This window comes from Vibrio sp. 2033 (assembly GCF_033339735.1).
Genome location: NZ_JAWOVC010000001.1, coordinates 478,888 through 497,379 on the forward strand (window position 1 = coordinate 478,888; position 18,492 = coordinate 497,379).

At 44.6% G+C, this 18,492-nt stretch carries 17 protein-coding genes; 15 read left to right on the top strand and 2 right to left on the bottom strand.

The window, feature by feature from the left end; all coding sequences use genetic code 11:
* The first annotated feature begins 53 nt into the window (after nucleotides 1-53).
* The 5 genes from R7P74_RS02120 to rplY all read left to right on the top strand — a co-directional run bounded on the left by R7P74_RS02120 (nucleotide 54) and on the right by rplY (nucleotide 4,964).
* Nucleotides 54-1,805, top strand: coding sequence for a DEAD/DEAH box helicase (locus R7P74_RS02120; protein WP_047100738.1), 1,752 nt, complete (start codon nucleotides 54-56; stop codon nucleotides 1,803-1,805).
* Nucleotides 1,806-1,960: 155 nt separating this feature from the next.
* Entirely contained in the window at nucleotides 1,961-2,326 is a 366-nt protein-coding gene (locus R7P74_RS02125) for a PepSY domain-containing protein (protein ID WP_372008595.1), read from the top strand.
* A gap of 76 nt (nucleotides 2,327-2,402) precedes the next feature.
* Nucleotides 2,403-3,062: a response regulator transcription factor gene (locus tag R7P74_RS02130; protein ID WP_005378073.1), complete on the top strand. Its 660-nt coding sequence runs from the start codon at nucleotides 2,403-2,405 to the stop codon at nucleotides 3,060-3,062.
* A complete protein-coding gene (locus tag R7P74_RS02135) occupies nucleotides 3,052-4,401 on the top strand; it encodes an ATP-binding protein (protein WP_005378071.1) in 1,350 nt (449 codons plus the stop codon). The genes R7P74_RS02130 and R7P74_RS02135 overlap by 11 nt, the downstream gene beginning before the upstream one ends.
* Nucleotides 4,402-4,685: 284 nt before the next feature.
* Nucleotides 4,686-4,964: a 50S ribosomal protein L25 gene (rplY, locus tag R7P74_RS02140; protein WP_005378066.1), complete on the top strand. Its 279-nt coding sequence runs from the start codon at nucleotides 4,686-4,688 to the stop codon at nucleotides 4,962-4,964.
* 147 nt (nucleotides 4,965-5,111) lie between these two features.
* Here the strand turns inward: rplY and R7P74_RS02145 are convergent, their stop codons facing one another.
* The gene (locus tag R7P74_RS02145) at nucleotides 5,112-5,627 is read right to left on the bottom strand and encodes a GNAT family N-acetyltransferase (RefSeq protein ID WP_005378065.1); all 516 of its coding nucleotides are present in this window, start codon (nucleotides 5,625-5,627) and stop codon (nucleotides 5,112-5,114) included.
* A gap of 751 nt (nucleotides 5,628-6,378) precedes the next feature.
* Between R7P74_RS02145 and ushA the strand changes: the two genes are divergently transcribed.
* Both ushA and R7P74_RS02155 read left to right on the top strand, forming a co-directional pair.
* A complete protein-coding gene (gene ushA / locus R7P74_RS02150) occupies nucleotides 6,379-8,067 on the top strand; it encodes a bifunctional UDP-sugar hydrolase/5'-nucleotidase UshA (RefSeq protein WP_005378064.1) in 1,689 nt (562 codons plus the stop codon).
* Between the two features lie 415 nt (nucleotides 8,068-8,482).
* Nucleotides 8,483-8,704: a hypothetical protein gene (locus tag R7P74_RS02155; RefSeq protein ID WP_005386686.1), complete on the top strand. Its 222-nt coding sequence runs from the start codon at nucleotides 8,483-8,485 to the stop codon at nucleotides 8,702-8,704.
* A 135-nt stretch (nucleotides 8,705-8,839) separates the two neighbouring features.
* Here R7P74_RS02155 and R7P74_RS02160 read toward each other — a convergent pair whose 3' ends face one another.
* A complete protein-coding gene (locus R7P74_RS02160; RefSeq protein WP_005378062.1) occupies nucleotides 8,840-9,088 on the bottom strand; it encodes a DUF1289 domain-containing protein in 249 nt (82 codons plus the stop codon).
* A 184-nt stretch (nucleotides 9,089-9,272) separates the two neighbouring features.
* On the opposite strand from R7P74_RS02160, the gene R7P74_RS02165 reads away from it, so the two are divergent.
* The 8 genes from R7P74_RS02165 (at nucleotide 9,273) to hcp (ending at nucleotide 18,422) form a co-directional block, all read left to right on the top strand.
* Nucleotides 9,273-9,719 carry an META domain-containing protein gene (locus R7P74_RS02165; protein ID WP_005378077.1) on the top strand — a complete coding sequence of 149 codons (447 nt, stop codon included), beginning with the start codon at nucleotides 9,273-9,275 and terminating at the stop codon, nucleotides 9,717-9,719.
* Nucleotides 9,720-10,154: 435 nt separating this feature from the next.
* Complete coding sequence (locus R7P74_RS02170; protein ID WP_005378079.1) at nucleotides 10,155-11,315, top strand: ABC transporter substrate-binding protein; 1,161 nt, start codon at nucleotides 10,155-10,157, stop codon at nucleotides 11,313-11,315.
* 9 nt (nucleotides 11,316-11,324) lie between these two features.
* A complete protein-coding gene (locus R7P74_RS02175; protein ID WP_225455378.1) occupies nucleotides 11,325-13,034 on the top strand; it encodes an ABC transporter permease in 1,710 nt (569 codons plus the stop codon).
* Nucleotides 13,000-13,647 carry an ATP-binding cassette domain-containing protein gene (locus R7P74_RS02180; RefSeq protein ID WP_042522013.1) on the top strand — a complete coding sequence of 216 codons (648 nt, stop codon included), beginning with the start codon at nucleotides 13,000-13,002 and terminating at the stop codon, nucleotides 13,645-13,647. Before R7P74_RS02175 ends, R7P74_RS02180 begins: the two co-directional genes overlap by 35 nt.
* The gene (locus tag R7P74_RS02185) at nucleotides 13,640-14,251 is read left to right on the top strand and encodes a CDP-alcohol phosphatidyltransferase family protein (RefSeq protein ID WP_054577935.1); all 612 of its coding nucleotides are present in this window, start codon (nucleotides 13,640-13,642) and stop codon (nucleotides 14,249-14,251) included. Before R7P74_RS02180 ends, R7P74_RS02185 begins: the two co-directional genes overlap by 8 nt.
* A gap of 123 nt (nucleotides 14,252-14,374) precedes the next feature.
* Entirely contained in the window at nucleotides 14,375-14,854 is a 480-nt protein-coding gene (locus R7P74_RS02190) for a glycine zipper 2TM domain-containing protein (RefSeq protein ID WP_005386695.1), read from the top strand.
* A 202-nt stretch (nucleotides 14,855-15,056) separates the two neighbouring features.
* Nucleotides 15,057-16,586 (top strand): nitric oxide reductase transcriptional regulator NorR, encoded by a 1,530-nt coding sequence (norR, locus tag R7P74_RS02195; protein WP_054577936.1) that lies wholly within the window; start codon nucleotides 15,057-15,059, stop codon nucleotides 16,584-16,586.
* Nucleotides 16,587-16,760: 174 nt separating this feature from the next.
* Complete coding sequence (hcp, locus tag R7P74_RS02200; protein ID WP_225472781.1) at nucleotides 16,761-18,422, top strand: hydroxylamine reductase; 1,662 nt, start codon at nucleotides 16,761-16,763, stop codon at nucleotides 18,420-18,422.
* The last annotated feature ends 70 nt before the right edge of the window (nucleotides 18,423-18,492 follow it).

Genomic DNA, 18,492 nt, shown 5'->3' on the forward strand with positions numbered 1-18,492 from the left:
TCAGGTATTATAGCGTTCCTCGTTCGAATAGTTGAGCAATTTCACATATTTTCATGTACACACTTCGTCCTTATCAAGCCGACTCGGTTAAAGCCGTTATTCATTACTTTCGTAAACACTCGACACCAGCAGTGATCGTGCTGCCAACCGGTGCCGGGAAAAGCTTGGTGATCGCAGAACTTGCTCGCCTTGCGAAAGGACGAGTGTTAGTCCTCGCCCACGTAAAAGAACTGGTCGAGCAAAACCACGCGAAGTATGAAGGTTATGGTTTAAAAGGTTCTATCTTCTCAGCAGGATTGGGACGAAAAGAAACTGACCAGCAAGTCGTGTTTGCTTCGGTTCAATCGGTCGTACGTAACTTAGATTCGTTCAAAAACCAGTTTTCTCTGCTCGTTATTGATGAGTGCCATCGTGTGCCAGATGACAAAAACAGCAGCTACCAAAAAGTTATTACTCACTTACGAGAACTGAACCCTGGTATTAAGGTGCTGGGACTAACTGCAACGCCCTATCGTTTAGGAATGGGCTGGATTTATCAGTATCACACCCGAGGTCAAGTGCGAACCGAAGAGCCTCGATTCTTCCGCGATTGTATTTTCGAACTGCCGATCCGTTACTTGCTCGACGAAAACTTCCTCACTCCAGCCCGCATGATGGATGCGCCCGTTTTGTCTTACGACTTCTCTCAGCTGAAGCCCGCTAACACCGGACGCTACAAAGAAGCAGAAATGGACATGGTGATCGATAAAGCCAAACGTGCGACTCCACAAATTGTTGAGCAAATCATGCAATATGCGAAAGAGCGTCAAGGTGTCATGATCTTCGCTGCAACTGTCCGACACGCACAGGAGATCCACAGTTTATTGCCAGAAGGCGAAACTGAAATCGTCATTGGTGATACACCTACGCCGGAGCGCGATGCGATCATCCAAGCGTTCAAGAATCGCCAAATAAAATACTTGGTCAATGTTTCGGTACTGACAACCGGTTTTGATGCGCCGCATGTCGATTTAATCGCGATTTTGCGACCAACAGAGTCAGTCAGTCTGTACCAACAGATAGTAGGACGAGGATTACGCTTATCAGACGGAAAATCAGAATGTTTAGTGCTTGATTACGCAGGCAACAGCTACGATTTATACCAACCTGAAGTCGGTGATCCCAAACCAGACTCTGACAGTGAAATTATCACGATTCCTTGCCCGGCTTGCGGATTCAATAACAACTTCTGGGGTAAGTTGGATAGTAACGGTTTCTTGGTTGAACACTTTGGCAGACGTTGCCAAGGTTACTTTGAAGATGAAGACACAGGCGAACGTGAACACTGTGGCTACCGTTTTCGTGCCAAATACTGTGGTGAATGTGGTGCGGACAACGATATCGCTGCACGAATTTGTCATGAGTGTGACGCGACGCTCGTTGACCCAGATAAAAAGCTAAAAGAAGCCCTTAGTCTCAAAGATGCATTAATCTTTGAATGCACAGAAATGGACCTATCTGTATTTAAGTCCAGTGATGGTAAATCTCAGCTAAAAGTGACGTATTCTGGTGAACCATACCAAGGCGAAGGCAATGCGTTAGTTCATGAGTTTTGGTCATTGGGTACCAAAAAACAAAAACAAACGTTTAAAGATCAGTTCGTACGTCCCCACTTAGCAGACAAGCATCGCCCTTTTGAAGAGGCTTCACCGACACGCGTTGTCGCTAATCAACATCGTTTCCGTTTGCCTCAGTTTGTTATTGCTAGAAAATCTGGTCGCTTTTGGAAGCTGCGAGATAAGATTTTTGAAGATGAGTTGAAATAACATCGACAACACATGGCAAAACTTAATTAGCTGATTCACTCTCTGTTCATCTATATCCGATATACTGCGGCTAACGCTCCAGAAAAGGTTTGACTATGTATAAAGCAACGACTTCTCTACATTCTGCGTTACTTTTCGGCCTTATCACGACATTCATGTGTGCACCAAGTTTTGCCAAGCATGGCAACGAGTACACATCACAAAATGGCCACGCCATCGTGCAAGATGTCGAAAAGCCAGGAACACGCATCGAATTCGATGAAGATCAAGATGAGGTCTATCGCGCGGTTCAACAAGGATATATACGACCATTTTCGGAACTTTACGCCGCAGTAGAAAACGACCTATACGGCCGCATCATCAAGGTCGAGCTTGAAGAAGATGATGATGCTTGGGTGTATGAATTGAAAATTCTGTACAACAATAGCGTCCTGAAAGTTGAGTACGACGCCGCCACGCTAGAAATGCTTGAGATCAAAGGTCGCAGCTTTAACAAAGCGTTAAAGCCGCAAAACAACTAAACTTGTCTAATGCGTCATCCAGACACGATGCGTAGCTTACTTCGATAAAAATCCAAACATAATAAGAATCATCAATATGAAAATACTTGTTGTTGAAGATGATCCTCGTTTAGGCGAGCAAATCATCGAAACATTAGAAAGTACCGGCTGGGTACCAGAATTGTCCCAAGATGGCATAGACGCTCTGTATCGCGCGACTTCGGAAGAATGGGACGCCATTGTTCTTGACCTCGGCTTGCCAAAACTGGATGGTCTTACCGTCCTAAAAGGCATCAGAGATGAAAACATTAATACTCCTGTCGTGATTCTAAGCGCTCGCGACACCCTAACGCAGCGAGTTGAAGGCTTAAACGCAGGTGCAGACGATTACCTAACTAAACCATTTGAAATGGTTGAGCTTATCGCTCGTATTCGTGCACAGCTTCGAAGAGCCTCTGGTAATGCCTCTCCTGTGATGCAAATTGGCGACTTGAGCTTGGATACACGCACTTCTAAAGTCATGTGGCAAGGTCAAGCGGTAAGCTTGACGGCGCTAGAGTATAAAGTGGTCGCTTACTTTATGCATAACCCGGAAAAAGTGATTTCTCGAACCGAACTCGTCGAGCACATTTACAAACAAGACTTTGATCGTGACTCCAACACAATCGAAGTTTTTATCGGCCGAATTCGCAAAAAAATCGCACCAAAGATCATCAAAACTGTCCGAGGGTTGGGATACCAATTAAATGCCGAATAGAAACAGGCTACCGTTGAACGCAATAAAACGACTGAGTATCAAAAGTCGCCTCGTTTTAGCGGCGATCGTTTGGTTAACGGCAATGATCCTCGCCGCTGGTGTGACGATACCGACGCAGGTCTACAACTATATGGTTGATGACACTCGCTCACAGCTCAGCATTTTTATGGATGAAGTCGCAGCTCAGTTAGAAGTCGATAACACCGGGCATCTTTCACTCGCAGCTCAGCTATCAGACCCTCGATTTAACCGACCTTACAGTGGTTTGTATTGGAGTGCCTCTACAGAGGCAAGCCTCGAACGTTCTCGTTCGTTGTGGGACAAAAAAATCGAATACAAAGGTTTGGATAAAGATGCGTATGGAGCAAGAGGCGAAAAACTAATTACGCTAGAAAAAGCACTGTACCTTCCTGATTACGATGGTCCTATTCACATTATTATTGGTATTGACGAAGAGCCCATTAAAAATACCCTTCAAACGTTAATCGGCCAACTTTGGCTTATTTTGGGTTTATTATTCGCGGGCGTACTTACCGTCATTTTACTGCAAATTGCTTGGTCATTGAGTCCGCTTACAAAGCTACAAAAAGAATTAGCCGAGCTGAAGTCTGGTAATAAAAAGAGTCTAGAAGAAACCTACCCAAAAGAGATTTCTCCTCTAATCTTCGACCTCAACGCTCTGCTGTTCCATTACCAAGAATTACTAGAGAGAGCTCGCAATCATGCAGGTAACCTATCTCATGCACTTAAAACGCCACTTTCTGTTCTAAAAAATGAAGTTCAGACGTTAGAACCTGAGGCACAATCCCGTCTCAGAGCTCCAATCAATCAAATACAAGACCATATCGATTACCATTTGGGTCGTGCCCGTATGGCCGGATCGATGAACATATTATCAGTGAAGTCGAACCCAGCAGATCGTGTGGATGCTATCTCAATGGCGTTTGATAAAGTGTATGCGAGCCGAAGCATTACCTTAATTAATGAACTTGATTCAGAGCTGAATGTAGCAGTAGAGCAGACCGATCTCGATGAAATGCTAGGTAACTTGCTAGAAAATGGCTATAAGTGGGCCAACAGCATGATTCGTGTGCACTCCTCTCAGGATAAGGAAAATATACACATCATTATTGAAGATGATGGGCCAGGCATCCCTAAAGAGAAACTGAGTCAAGTAATCAAGAGAGGAGTTAGATTGGATGAAACAACCCCTGGCTCAGGTCTTGGTCTAAACATAGTCAGTGAAATGGCACACAGTTACCGAGGTCAATTAACATTGGATACAAGCGCTTTAGGTGGATTAAAAGCATCTTTAGTCTTACATCTCAGCCGAACATAAAGCATATAACACATAAACTTTGTTTTTCGGACCATGATCAGTAAACCGATGAAAATGAAGTCGATGTGAACAAAATCCAAGCAAAGCGTTAAAAGGGATAGCCTTCCACCCCGCTAAATCATACCTTTTTGTTGATTTGGATACGATTTGGGTTGCCCATTTATAATTGGAATGATAGTATCCGCGCTCGCTTGAACAGTTCCTGTTTCAAGCTTTACCACGAACAACAAGGTCGCATTGTTGATTGTGAACATTTGATTTTTACTAATTTGAGAGTAAATACTATGAAATTCGAAGCAGTAGTACGTACTGAACTAGGTAAAGGTGCGAGCCGCCGCCTACGTCACGCTGGCAAATTCCCTGCAGTTGTATACGGCGGTGAAGAAGCAGCAGTAGCTATCGTTCTTAACCACGACGACATCGTAAACCAAATGGACAAGCCTGAATTCTACGAAGGCATCGTTCTAGTTATCGATGGCAAAGAAGTTAAAGTTAAGCCACAAGACGTTCAACGTCACGCGTTCAAGCCAAAAGTTGAACACATGGACTTCATCCGCATCTAATTCCCTACCAAGGAATTAATCGGATTAAATCCAAACCTTTTGCATAAAAGATAATCGGACTTACCAACCGAGACATCTAAAAAATTTCAAAACCCCGGAGTCTTACCACCTCCGGGGTTTTACTATATTTAGCATATAGCATTTGATTTATGAGCGGGCAATATACTTCACTAAAGTGAGATCGGTCAGCGTCATACTCTCAATCACTTCCGACTCTTCCTCTCCAGTACGCACAAAACCACACTTCTTGTAAAAGTTAAGCCCCTGTTGATTAGTATCCAGTGCTTTCAAACTGATCTGCATAACTGACGTAGAGAGCAAACGTGTCTCTAACTCATCTAACAGTGCACTTCCTGCTCCTTGCCCATAATGTAGCGGCGTAACGTAGCAACATGTCACTAATGCCGTTTTATCTTCGCTGGTGTGGTTAGGTAACTCGTAACTTAAAAAGCCAACAATTTCTCCTTGCCTCTCAACTACGATCAATTGGGCCAGTTGCTCCGTCATCACTCGTGCCCACATCCTTTCTCGACGCTCAATCGTAAACTGCTCTATGTAGCTCTTTGGCATTAATCCTTTATACGCCACCAGCCAAGAATCAACGTGTATCTTGGCGATTTGGGCTGCTTCCTTTTTGAGTGCGTCCCTTACTGTGTATCTCATAAGCATCCTTTATTAGCGTTCACCACTTACAAATTCTTTTAACCCTACCCTTTAAACCAAAGCTCAAAGATAACGGCTACAGTCGCAACGCTTTACATTAATCTATTTCATTTTCATTAATTAAATGATAGTTCACATCATAATATTCGAAGAAGAACGATCCATTATTTACTTTTCATTTTGACTCATTAGGTTGAATCTATTTGTTTAAACACTCGAGTGTCAAATGCGGAATAAGCACGATAAGGTATCGGATGAGGATAAATAAACGATGCCTAAAGCATAAGGTTTCTAAACGATCGCAATTATAGTAAAGAGATAAATACAATTTTTGATAGAGTTTGGCAGAATAAAGCCATGATCAAATGAGTTTAAGCTCTGTGCTGTTCATTATGCATACAAACCGAGCCCCTCATCATTAGAGCGAAAATTTATAACGATTTGTGTCATACCTATTAGGAAAAACATAAACTTGGCAAAATAATCACCAAAATCAGCGTAATACTTCGCAAAAATGCGCATTGATTCACACAAACAACACACATTCAATTAACTACCTCACAAAAAATAGAGCTAGCGATACAAAATAAATACTAAATACCAATTCTGTTTATTTATAGACGTAGTTTGCAGGCTTATTAATTCATTTCTCCGATAGAAGTATAAATAAGAGATAGATCACTAAAGTTTCACATTAATTCCGTATATTTCACGCCGTAACAATAACAAAATCACAAAGAAAGGATCCCTTATGAAGTTTTCCAAATCTCTTTTGGTAGTGGCAGTGGGCGCTGCGCTAGCAGGATGCGGCTCAGACAGCGACAATTCTCCAGTAACCTGCGAGACTGCAGATTCTTGTACTAAGTTCACCGTTCTCCACACTAACGATAACCATGGTCGCTTTTGGCATAACAGCGACGGCGAATACGGCATGGCTGCGCGTCACACTTTAATCGAATCTATCCGCGCAGAAGTCGAAGCAAAAGGCGGTGAAACCATTCTGCTATCTGGCGGTGATATTAATACCGGTGTACCAGAATCAGACATGCAAGATGCGGTTCCAGACTTCGTAGGGATGAACCTACTTGGTTACGATGCAATGGCTGTCGGTAACCACGAATTTGATAACTCACTAGATATTCTCGATATGCAAGCCGAGCTAGCTGACTTCCCTATGCTGGCTGCGAATATCTATAAAAAAGATACAAACGAGCGTTACTTCGACCCTTACAAAGTATTTACTATCAACGGCCTTAAGATCGCTGTTATTGGTCTAACAACGCAAGACACTGCGAAGCTAGTCAATCCAGACAACGTATCAAACATCCACTTCGAAGACCCTCAAGTAGAAATCAAAAAGGTACTGAAGGAAATCGAAGAGAACGAAAAGGTAGACCTAGTATTTGCAACGACGCACATGGGTCACTACGAAGATGGCAAAAACGGTAGTGAAGCACCAGGTGACGTGAAACTCGCTCGCTCTCTTGAAGAAGGACAGCTAAACGCTATCATCGGTGGTCACTCGCAAAACCCTGTATGTATGGAACCAGGTACCAATGAGTATGCTGATTTCAAACCTGGGGATGATTGTGCCCCAGACCAACAAAAAGGCACTTGGATTATGCAAGCGCATGAGTGGGGTAAATATGTGGGTCGTGCAGACTTCGAATACTACGACGGCAAGCTTCACTTAGCGAACTACGCACTGATTCCTGTAAACCTTCTAGACGAAAACGATGAAGTTATCGGTGAACGAATTCAACAAGATGCAACAGTAAAAGCGTTACTACTGCCATACCAACAACAAGGTCAAGAGTTATTAGATGAGAAGATTTCTAATACGACGGGTAAGTTAGAAGGTGATCGTAACGTAGTTCGCTCTCAACAAACTAACCTAGGTCACCTACTCGGCGAGGCATACCGTACTTACAAAACGGTAAATGCTGACTTTGGTGTGATGAACTCTGGCGGCGTGCGTGATTCAATCCAAGATGGTGATATCACTTACCGTGACGTACTAACGGTTCAGCCATTCGGTAACTTCGTGACTAAAGCAACTATGACAGGTAAAGAAGTTAAAGAATACCTAGACGTGGTTGCGACGAAATCTGCAGGGTCTGGTGCTTACGCTCAACTAGATAACATCACTTTAGATGTAAATTGTGATGCTGGCTCAGTAACCATTACCGATATTAACAATAAAGGCTTCGATCTAGACGCAACGTACACATTCTCTGTAATCAGCTTCAGTGCTGCTGGTGGCGATAACTATCCAATCATCGATGTTCAATCTACACAGCTAACCGATGCATACGTTTTGCGCGAGTTCTTCGTAAACAACCCACAAATCTCTGCGGATAACTACAACAAGAACTTAGAGAACATCAAGTACTTCAGTAATGGCCAACCAGTAAAAGGTTGTCCTGCAACTGGTAGCTAATACTCAACACCTTCCCCCTGGCGCTAAGAGCTTTTACAAGCAATTTCGTCAGGGCTTTCCTTAAAACCGAAGCTTTGTGCTTCGGTTTTTTATTTTCGATAAATTACTGAAAACTCTCCACCTTCACAATATGTTCAAAAATTGTTCATTTGTGTTATTGACGCCCCTGTGTTGGGCTTCTATGTTTGATAAGGTCTTTTAAATATGCAGGTTCATCGGCTAAATTTCGCGAAACATTTTTAATAGCATAGTCAATGATTCTGAGAAAGATGTGAATGGCGTTACAAACACTGCTCTCAAACAATTTGTCTTTGGACTTCAAACGATGGTGATGTGCCTCCACGCGCACACTAATGAGCAGCGATCTGGACGTCAATGTGTTCAAACTGCTGCCATCGAGTTCTGGAGGTCAAAAATGAAACGAGCCAGCAATAGCTACAGACTCCAAATGATCAAAGAAGTAGTTACCCGTAGAGAGCGTGAAGCTTGTACGGATCCTATGGCGAGATATATTCATCAACTGATGGATGAACGCCCAACAAGTAAATTAGATGTTGAATTCAATCATAGATTTTCAGGAAATCACTTCGACGAACAAGCGGGAGGCTGGGTTAGCGACCGTTGGTCGATGAAATAACGCCAATTACCGCTCTATAGGGAAAATGGATAGGAGATTCCCGGTTCTTAAAGGACACCTTGCCGGACCGGGAATATGTAAAAGCCTAATCAGAACCGAAAGCGAAGGCGTAACCCCACAGACTGAACAAGAATTCTAGAATAAGTCTTGTTGAGGCGATGACTCATCTTGAAGCTGTTCTGGCTTCGTCTTCCCGGCCAACATCTTTCTTCTGTACCTTTGACGACACAACTTAATAACGTGCAACTGCTGAGCGGGGGTTAAGTTAAGCCAATTAAACCTTTCCTCTCTCTTTCTCATACACCCCTTGCAATACCCTTTTTCATCGGAGGTACATACTCCAACACAAGGGCTTGGGACAGTAAAAAACTCCAGTTGCTCCATACTAAAACCGCTCTTTCCATATTAGGGCGTATTGGCCTAGTTTAAATAATGAGAAGATTAGTCAGCAACAAAACTTGCTATATACTTCGTTATGTCAAAAACATACGAAACCATAACCTTATGCTGACAAAAACAGTGTTTTATTACTTATACTTACCGCGTTTATAAAAACGGAGTCTATAAAATGAAGCTTAGCCTAAAAACGTTAGTTACAGCAATCTCTCTCCCTGTTCTTATGACTGCTTGTGCTAGCAACGGTGATGATGTGAAAGAAATAACGGCTCAAGATTTGCAGCACCACAACTGGGAACTTGTTCAAGTTGATGGCAAAAATATCGTTCTAGACGAACACCAAAAAGCGGCTCGCCTAGAAATCGGTGAAAATCTAACCGCAAACGGCAACGCAGGTTGTAACAACTTCTTCGGTCAAGCCGAGTTGAAAAACAACCAACTACGCATCGAAAAAATGGGCATGACCATGAAGATGTGTATGGAAGATCAAATGAAGATCGAAAACGCAATGACACAAACACTATCTAACTGGAGCGATATCACGCTAACTAAAGATGGTCTTGTTCTGAAAAGTGCCGATCACGAATTGACGTTTACACTACGTGACTGGGTAAACTAATCCCAACTAAGTAAACCAGATAGTATCTTAAAGCAGCCAAACGGCTGCTTTTTTTATATCGATGAATCGTTAGTCATGCATGCTAAAGTCATTTAAATGGCCAACTTTCTTTCTCTTTTCGCCCTCAATTCCATGCTTTAGACATCAATTTTGCTCTGTAAAACAACCTATTCATATCTCTGGGGACAATAATTTTCAATTACTTGAAAGAATATCCTCAAACAAACGGTCCGCTCCTAAAATGACACCAAATTTGTCCTTTATTCGTTTTGCTTCACATTGAGAGTAATTCTTTGAATCAATGAGTGATTCCGTTTGGGATTGGCATTGATAATAGAGAGAGATGAATTACTATCCTTGTAACAGAGCGGAACGACTTGCGAAAACGTCAATAGAAACGAAAGCAAGAACCAAAAGACATAACACGGAATAGATATGAAAAAGCTACTCAGCAGCATTGGCATTTTAGCCACGACTTTTGCGACACCTTCTTTTGCCGATTCATCAGTGAATAGCGAATGGCAAAAAATCGAACAGCAAGCCGACGGGCAATCCGTCTACTTTCATGCTTGGGGCGGGAGCCAAGAAATTAATCGCTACATACAGTGGGCGAGTAGAGAGCTAAAATCACGTTATAACGTGACGCTAAACCACGTTAAAGTAACTGATATTTCTGAGACCACTACTCGACTTATCGCAGAAAAAGCGGCAGGCAAAAACAGCGGTGGTAGTGTTGATATGGTTTGGATCAATGGCGAAAACTTCAAATCAATGAAGGATAACCAATTGCTATTTGGTCCTTTTGTCGAAGGTTTGCCAAGCTGGCAATATGTGGATAAATCTCTACCAATTGATGTGGACTTCTCCGAGCCAACAGAAGGTCTAGAAGCACCTTGGGGAGTAGGACAATTAGTGTTTATCCATGACGAGCAAACCCTCCATAACCCTCCAAAATCATTCTCAGAAATGCTGAGCTATGCAAAAGCGTTCCCGAATCGCCTGACTTACCCTCGACCACCAGAGTTTCATGGCACAAGCTTTATCAAAGCATTACTCATTGAACTGTCTAACAACGCCCCTGAGCTGCAACAACCAGTTACCGATGACACGTTTGAACAAGTCACTCAACCGCTGTGGTCTTATCTAGATGAGTTCCATAAAGTCGCTTGGCGCGGTGGTAAGCAGTTTCCAGGCGGTACAGCAGAAACCCTTCAGCTACTAGATGATGGTCAGACTGACCTGGCGATTACCTTTAACCCGAACGCGGTTTTCTCTGCGCAGTCGAGCGGTAATCTTGCAGAGAGCACCAAAGCGTACGCAATGGACGCAGGAGCACTCTCAAATATCCACTTTTTAGCGATTCCTTGGAACGCAAATGCCAGTGCTGGTGCACAAGTTGCGATAAACTTTTTATTGAGCCCTGAAGCACAGTCTCGCAAAGGTAACCTAAACATCTGGGGCGACCCTTCGGTACTAAGCAACCAATACCTAACTGGTTCGGCCAAAAACACTCAACAATTCAAATCTATCGCTGAGCCACATCCAAGTTGGCAAGCGGCGTTGGAAAAAGAATGGTTGAAACGCTACGGGAATTAGTAAGAATCCATGTTAAGAGCGCTGTATTTAGTCATTATCGCAGTTTGTATTTTGCCTACCATTCCGGGACTACTTGGAGTGGTGGTCTCTGCGCTCGGTTATGTACCTCCTATCGGTCTACACCACTTTTCTTTTGATGGCTTCAATGCCGTCTTTGATTGGGAAGGTGTTTGGACATCCATCGGGCTTACTTTCTACTCCGCCATTTTCAGTAGCTACTTGGCTTGCTTCATCGCATTTGCAATTCTACAAGCCTCTTGGGGCAGTAAGTTTTGGCGAAAAATTGAAGTTAGCCTTTCCCCACTTCTCGCGATGCCGCACGTCGCGTTTGCGATTGGCTTTGCGTTCTTGTTTGCCCCAACTGGTATGGGCGTTAGGGTTCTCAACCAACTGTTTGGTTACGACCCGAATGCACAAACGGTGAATGACTTAGCATTGCTGATTAAAGATCCGCACGCACTCGGTTTGGTCATCATGCTTGCGATTAAAGAAGTGCCGTTTTTATTGTTGATGAGTATTCCAATTCTTCAGCAATTGAAAGTCGATAAGATTGAAAAAGTCAGTCATTCGATGGGCTACAGTTCGGCGCAAGCGTGGTGGAAATGCGTGTTCCCACAGTGGATAGCAAAACTGCGCTTTCCAATGCTGGCGGTATTGGCTTACAGTTTGTCCGTTGTCGATGTCGCCCTGATTATTGGCCCCACCAACCCGCCGACGTTTGCGGTTTTGGTATGGCAATGGTTTAACGATCCAGATTTATCGCTCCTACCAAGAGCGGCCGCTGGCGCAGTAATACTGTTTGCGATCGCAAGCCTTTTGATTGGATTTGCACGCTTAATGGAATGGTGTATTACCAAAGGCTTCAAACTCTGGCAGTACTCTGGTCGAAACGGGTTTCGTTTACCCGGTAAAACCCTATTTTCACTGGTCGCGCTACTTGCACTTCTAATGATTCCACTCATGGTGCTGTGGAGCTTTGCCCAACGTTGGCGCTTTCCAGATTTGCTCCCAAGCCGTTACAGCCTGCGTTTTTGGGAATACGAATGGCACAGTATTCTAGGGACTCTAGAACAAAGTATGTCAATCGCCCTAATCAGCGCGACTGTCGCGCTAGTTCTTGCTTTAATAGCACATGAGTATCGTCTCCGTTATCGCTGGCAGGTGCCCGGTTACATCATCGCCATCCCAATGCTGATTCCTCAGCTATCCGTGCTATTCGGTATGCAAGTAGTGACGCTGTACTTAAACAGTAATGCGTATTTCTTTTGGGTATGTTGGGCGCATGTATTCTTTGCGTTCCCATTTATTTACCTCTCGCTAGACGGTCCGTGGCGCAGCTTCGATAACGGCTTAACTCGCGTCGCACTCAGCTTGGGTAAATCACCGATGCAAGCTTGGTTAAAAGTGAAACTGCCAATCCTCCTGCCTGCAATTGCATTCGCGTGGGCTGTCGGTATTAGTGTCAGCCTGGCGCAATACCTACCAACATTGGTGCTAGGGGCTGGGCGCATTAGCACCATCACAACCGAAGCCGTTGCACTATCCAGTGGTTTTGACCGACGTGTCACCGCTATTTACGCCATTTGGCAAGCTCTGCTGCCATTCTTGTTCTTTTCTTTTGCGATACTGCTTAGCCACTTGCACAGGAAGTATCGCCGCTTGTCTATAAAAGGTTTACTACTGAATGAGTCTTTGTCTCGAAAACCTCGCCATCCGTAAAACCAATGGCGACGCGCTTTTTTCAGCGTTCAACATGACCGTAGAAAAAGGTGAAATCGTTACCCTGATGGGGCCTAGCGGTTGTGGTAAATCCACTTTGTTGGATGCCATTGCCGGGCACCTATCCGCCGAGTTCAACTACTCTGGATCCATTACGCTTGATAACGAAAAGTTGGATGCCCTCCCTGCCCATAAGCGTCAGGTCGGTATTCTATTCCAAGAGGATTTGCTCTTCCCTCATTTAACGGTGTGGGAGAACCTTGCCTTCGCGCTACCAAACTCAATCAAAGGTGAAGAGCGTAAAGCTCACGCTATGCAAGCACTGAAGAACATTTCATTGACCAAACTAGCAGAGTCCTTTCCTGACCAAATTTCGGGAGGGCAACGTGCCCGTATCTCATTGACTCGTATGCTGCTAGCAAAGCCAAAAGTTGCGCTACTTGATGAGCCCTATAGCAAGCTGGATAAAGACCTGCGCGTGCAATTTCGCAATTGGGTGGTCGAACAATTGCAGCAAGCGAACATCCCTACTTTGATGGTAACGCACGATGAAGACGATATTCCTGATGGCAGCCGCTGCCTAAACTGGCCGTGGGAGACAAATCATGCTTGATAGCCTGAGTATAAAGCTCATCCGCAAACCGCTGGCACTCAGTGCGAAATATCTCGATAAATGTGGTATCACTGCAAATCAGACGACAGTATTTGGTTTTGTGCTTGGCTGTTTTGCCCTGCCTGCTTTGATCGCCGAACAGTACTTGTTGGCGTTGCTGTTTATTTTGCTGAACAGAATCTGTGATGGGTTAGACGGTGCACTGGCAAGGATTCAAGGCATTACCGATGCGGGTGGTTTTCTTGATATCAGCTTAGATTTTTTGTTCTATTCGTTGATTCCTTTTGGCTTTGTGCTTGCCAACCCAGAGCACAATGCCGTTGCAGGCGCATTTTTGATTTTTTCCTTCATCGGCACTGGTAGTAGCTTTTTGGCTTTTGCCATCATGGCAGGAAAACAAGGCATCGATAATCCGGTATATAAAAACAAATCGCTTTACTACATGAGCGGCTTAACCGAAGGTACAGAAACCATTGGCTGCTTGGTTTTATTTTGTTTGCTACCGCAACACTTTGCCGTCATCGCGTATATCTTTGGCGCGGCATGCTGGTTTACTACTTTTACACGTATTTATTCAGGGTTTCATACGCTTAACGATCATTAATACTGCTTAGACAATCGCGTTTCCTTAAGGGACAAGCCGCTAAGCCACTGTTTTATAAAGCACCAAAACGCAGGTTAAATTGGGGTATATACTCTTTGAATGAAGAAACCATTCGGAGGCTATATGAAAAAACAGATTAATTTAGGCATGTTGCTCACCATTACTTGTGCGCTCGTGCTTGGCGGCTGTAGCTCACCTAACCCGTACGGAGATGCATACGGCTCATCCGACACTCGCAAAGTTCAGCAGGTTTACTACGGCACAGTAGAAAAAGTAGAACCCGTAACCATTGATGCCTCTACCCAATCCAATGCCATTGGCACCATCGCTGGTGCTGCCGTGGGCGGGATCTTAGGCTCAAAAGTTGGGGGCGGTTCTGGCTCGGATATCGCTGCCATTGGTGGTGGTCTATTGGGTGGCTATGCAGGCAGCAAAGCGGCTGAAGCAACCGCGAAAAGAAATGGCGTGAATCTGACCATTCGTTTAGAGGACGGAAAGATTATCTCTATTGTTCAAGAAGCAAATCCAAACATGATTTTCCAACCAGGCCAAGCGGTCCAAATCAATGTTTCTGGTAATGACGCTAGAGTCGTTCCTCGTTAATTCGGACAAACCAAACCTTTGGCCTGCTTTAATTCAAACACCTAACCCGCGCAAGCTTACATCACTGGCTTGTTAACTTGCGCGTTTCTTTTCGTATCAAACTTGATCGTCGTCAATGGAACATCAATCTCCCACACCTTTCGATGTTCAAATGACATCAAGTTGCTAGCATGAGCCCATTCCAGATAACTTTGGGCTTGTTATGACTCCGACTGTTGACCACGTACTCCTTAATATCGCGCTAAACCTCAGCTCAAATCGCTCTCACGAGCAGCAATATCAAAATCTCATTGATGGGGTCGCGCAAGTATTCCCATGTGATGCGAGCTGCCTGTTTATCTTCGATGAGGATGGTTTTCTAACTCCTGTCGCGGTAAAAGGCTTATCCAGCTCGGTCTTAGGTCGTCGCTATTTCCCCAAGGCGCACCCTCGCTTAGATGCCATTATTCATAGCCGTGAACCGGTGCGTTTCGATGCCGATTGTTCACTGCCGGATCCTTTCGACGGCACACTATTAACTGAAGACCAATGCATTGATGTTCACGATTGCATGGGCTTTAGCTTGTATGTCGAAGGCCAACTTGTTGGCGCACTAACGATGGATGCACTAACGGTGGGCGCGTTTGATGGCATCGATCCTGTCGCTATCGAAACCTTTGCGGCTTTGACCGCTGCGACATTGCGTAACATTGCGCAATTAAAAGCACTCAAAGCACAAAACCAGAAGCAAAAAAGCGTCACTCAAACCCTTATCCAGCAAGCCCGTTCTCAACATGGCGAAATGGTGGGTTTGAGTCCGCAGATCAACCAGTTACGAAACAACATTGCGACCGTTTCTCAATCAGATTACGCGGTACTTATCACAGGAGAGACCGGTACTGGTAAAGAACTGGTCGCGCACTCGGTGCACGCGCAATCTCATCGTAGCGATAAGCCGATGATTTACGTAAACTGTGCGGCCCTGCCTGAAGGTCTGGCTGAAAGTGAACTGTTTGGCCATGTCAAAGGCGCATTTACAGGTGCTAATAGCCACCGTGCCGGTAAGTTTGAACTGGCAGACGGTGGAACGATTTTCCTTGATGAAGTGGGCGAACTGCCTTTGATTTTGCAAGCAAAATTGCTGCGCGTAATTCAGCAAGGCGAGCTGCAACGTGTAGGTAGCGATCAGCATTTGATGGTCAATGTGCGCATCATCGCAGCGACCAATCGACAACTAGAAAAAGAGGTCGAAGCTGGCACGTTTCGAGCAGACCTTTTCCACCGTTTGAACGTGTTCCCAATCCAAGTCCCCCCACTGCGTGCCCGTGACGGGGATATTCCCGTTTTAGCAGGATATTTGTTGGAAAAAGTACGCCAACAATTCAATGCACCCAATCTGCACGTTCACCCTAAAGTGTTGACTCAATTGGAATCTTTACCTTGGTACGGAAACGTGCGCGAGCTCGAACACACTTTAACTCGCGCGGCTTTACACGCCATTCAACAAGGCGCAAGCACGATCATGCTTAACCATTTCGACACCTCATTGGCTCTCGATGATGTAAAAAACACATCGCATTATCTGCCTAAAGAAAGCCAACCAATGCGAGAGCTAATAGAAAGCTATCAACGTGATTTAATTGAACATGCTTTGAGCCAAACTGGTGGCGTTTGGGCAAAAGCAGCGGAGTTTTTACAAATAGATCGAGGGAACTTATATCGGATGGGTAAAAAGCTCGGGATCAATAAATAACCGACCACAAGAAGCCGATGTGATTAAGACATCAGCTGCGTTGTCTTAATCACATCAACCACTCTCCTAAATCTGATAAAATTCAATACAAATCAACAAGATAATAATTGGCACGCATTCTGCTCTCTAGTGGTCAACATCACGACTATTAAAACAATCACTGGAGAACCCAATATGTTCTGTATTCAATGTGAACAGACAATTCAAACCCCTGCTGTTAAAGGTTGTTCTTTTGCACAAGGTATGTGTGGTAAAACTTCTGAAGTATCTGACCTTCAAGACGTGTTGGTTTACACACTGCAAGGGGTTTCTTTTTGGGCATCAAAAGCACTTGAATTCAACATCATTAACGATGAAATCAACCAATGGGCACCAAAGGCATTTTTCTCTACATTGACGAACGTAAACTTTGACCCTGAACGTGTCCTAGAGCTAACTTCTCAAGCGGCAACGTACAAAGCATTGCTAAAAGAGCAAGTAATGTCTGCTGCAACACTCGCCGATACCGAAGTTGCTGACATCCCTGTTGTTGCTCACTTTGAGCTACCAAATAGCGCAGAAGCAATCTTAGCTTTTGCTCCTCAAGTCGCGGTTAACCGTGGTAAGGACCAAGTACATGAAGATGTGATTGGCCTACGCCTACTTTGCCTATACGGCCTTAAGGGTGCAGCCGCGTACATGGAGCACGCACGTGTTCTTGAGCAAACCAACAACGATATCTATGCCGAATACCATGAAATCATGGCGTGGTTGGGCACAGACCCTGAAGATCTCAGCGAACTACTTGATTGCTCAATGCGCATCGGCCTGATGAACTACAAAGTGATGGAAATGCTCGACCAAGGTGAAACAATGACCTTCGGCCATCCAGAACCAACCACGGTGAACGTCAAGCCAGTAAAAGGCAAATGTATTCTTGTTTCTGGCCATGATTTGCATGACCTAGAAAAAATCCTGCAACAGACTGAAGGCAAAGGCATTAACGTTTATACCAACGGTGAAATGCTGCCTGCACACGGCTACCCTGAGCTGAAGAAATATCCTCATCTTGTCGGCAACTACGGCAGCGCATGGCAAAACCAACAGAAAGAATTCGCAAACTTCCCTGGCGCAATCGTAATGACGTCAAACTGCTTGTTGAATCCAAATGTGGGTCAATACGCAGACCGTTTATTCACTCGTAGTATTGTTGGCTGGCCTGGTGTGGCTCACATCGAAGGCGATGATTTTAGCCAAGTGATTGAATGTGCTCTAGCGCAAGATGGTTTCCAACACGATGAAATCGAACACCACATCACGGTTGGTTTTGGTCGAAATGCACTGATGAACGCCGCCCCTGCGGTTATCGACCAAGTGAAGCAAGGCAACATCAAGCACTTCTTCCTAGTCGGCGGTTGTGACGGCGATAAAGCGGAACGTAGCTACTACACCGATTTTACGGCTGAAGCACCAGAAGACACGCTAATCCTGACCTTGGCGTGTGGTAAGTTCCGCTTCAACAAGAATACGTTTGGCGATATCAACGGCATTCCTCGCCTATTGGATGTGGGCCAATGTAACGATGCTTACTCTGCAATCCAGCTTGCACTTGCACTGGCGAAAGAGTTTGACTGTGACATCAATGAACTGCCACTCACGCTTGTGCTTTCTTGGTTCGAGCAAAAAGCGATCGTTATCTTGCTAACGCTATTTGCATTGGGCGTGAAAGGCATTTACACAGGCCCTACTGCACCGGCATTCCTAACGCCAAACCTAATCGCCATCATCCAAGAGAAGTTCGATATGCGCAGTATTGGCAATGTTCAGGATGATCTAAAAGCCATCCTAGCAGCTTAATAAACTTGCTTGTTACGCGCCTCCTTACGCGGAGGCGCTATCTATTTCGAACCAAAAATAGCCACAACCA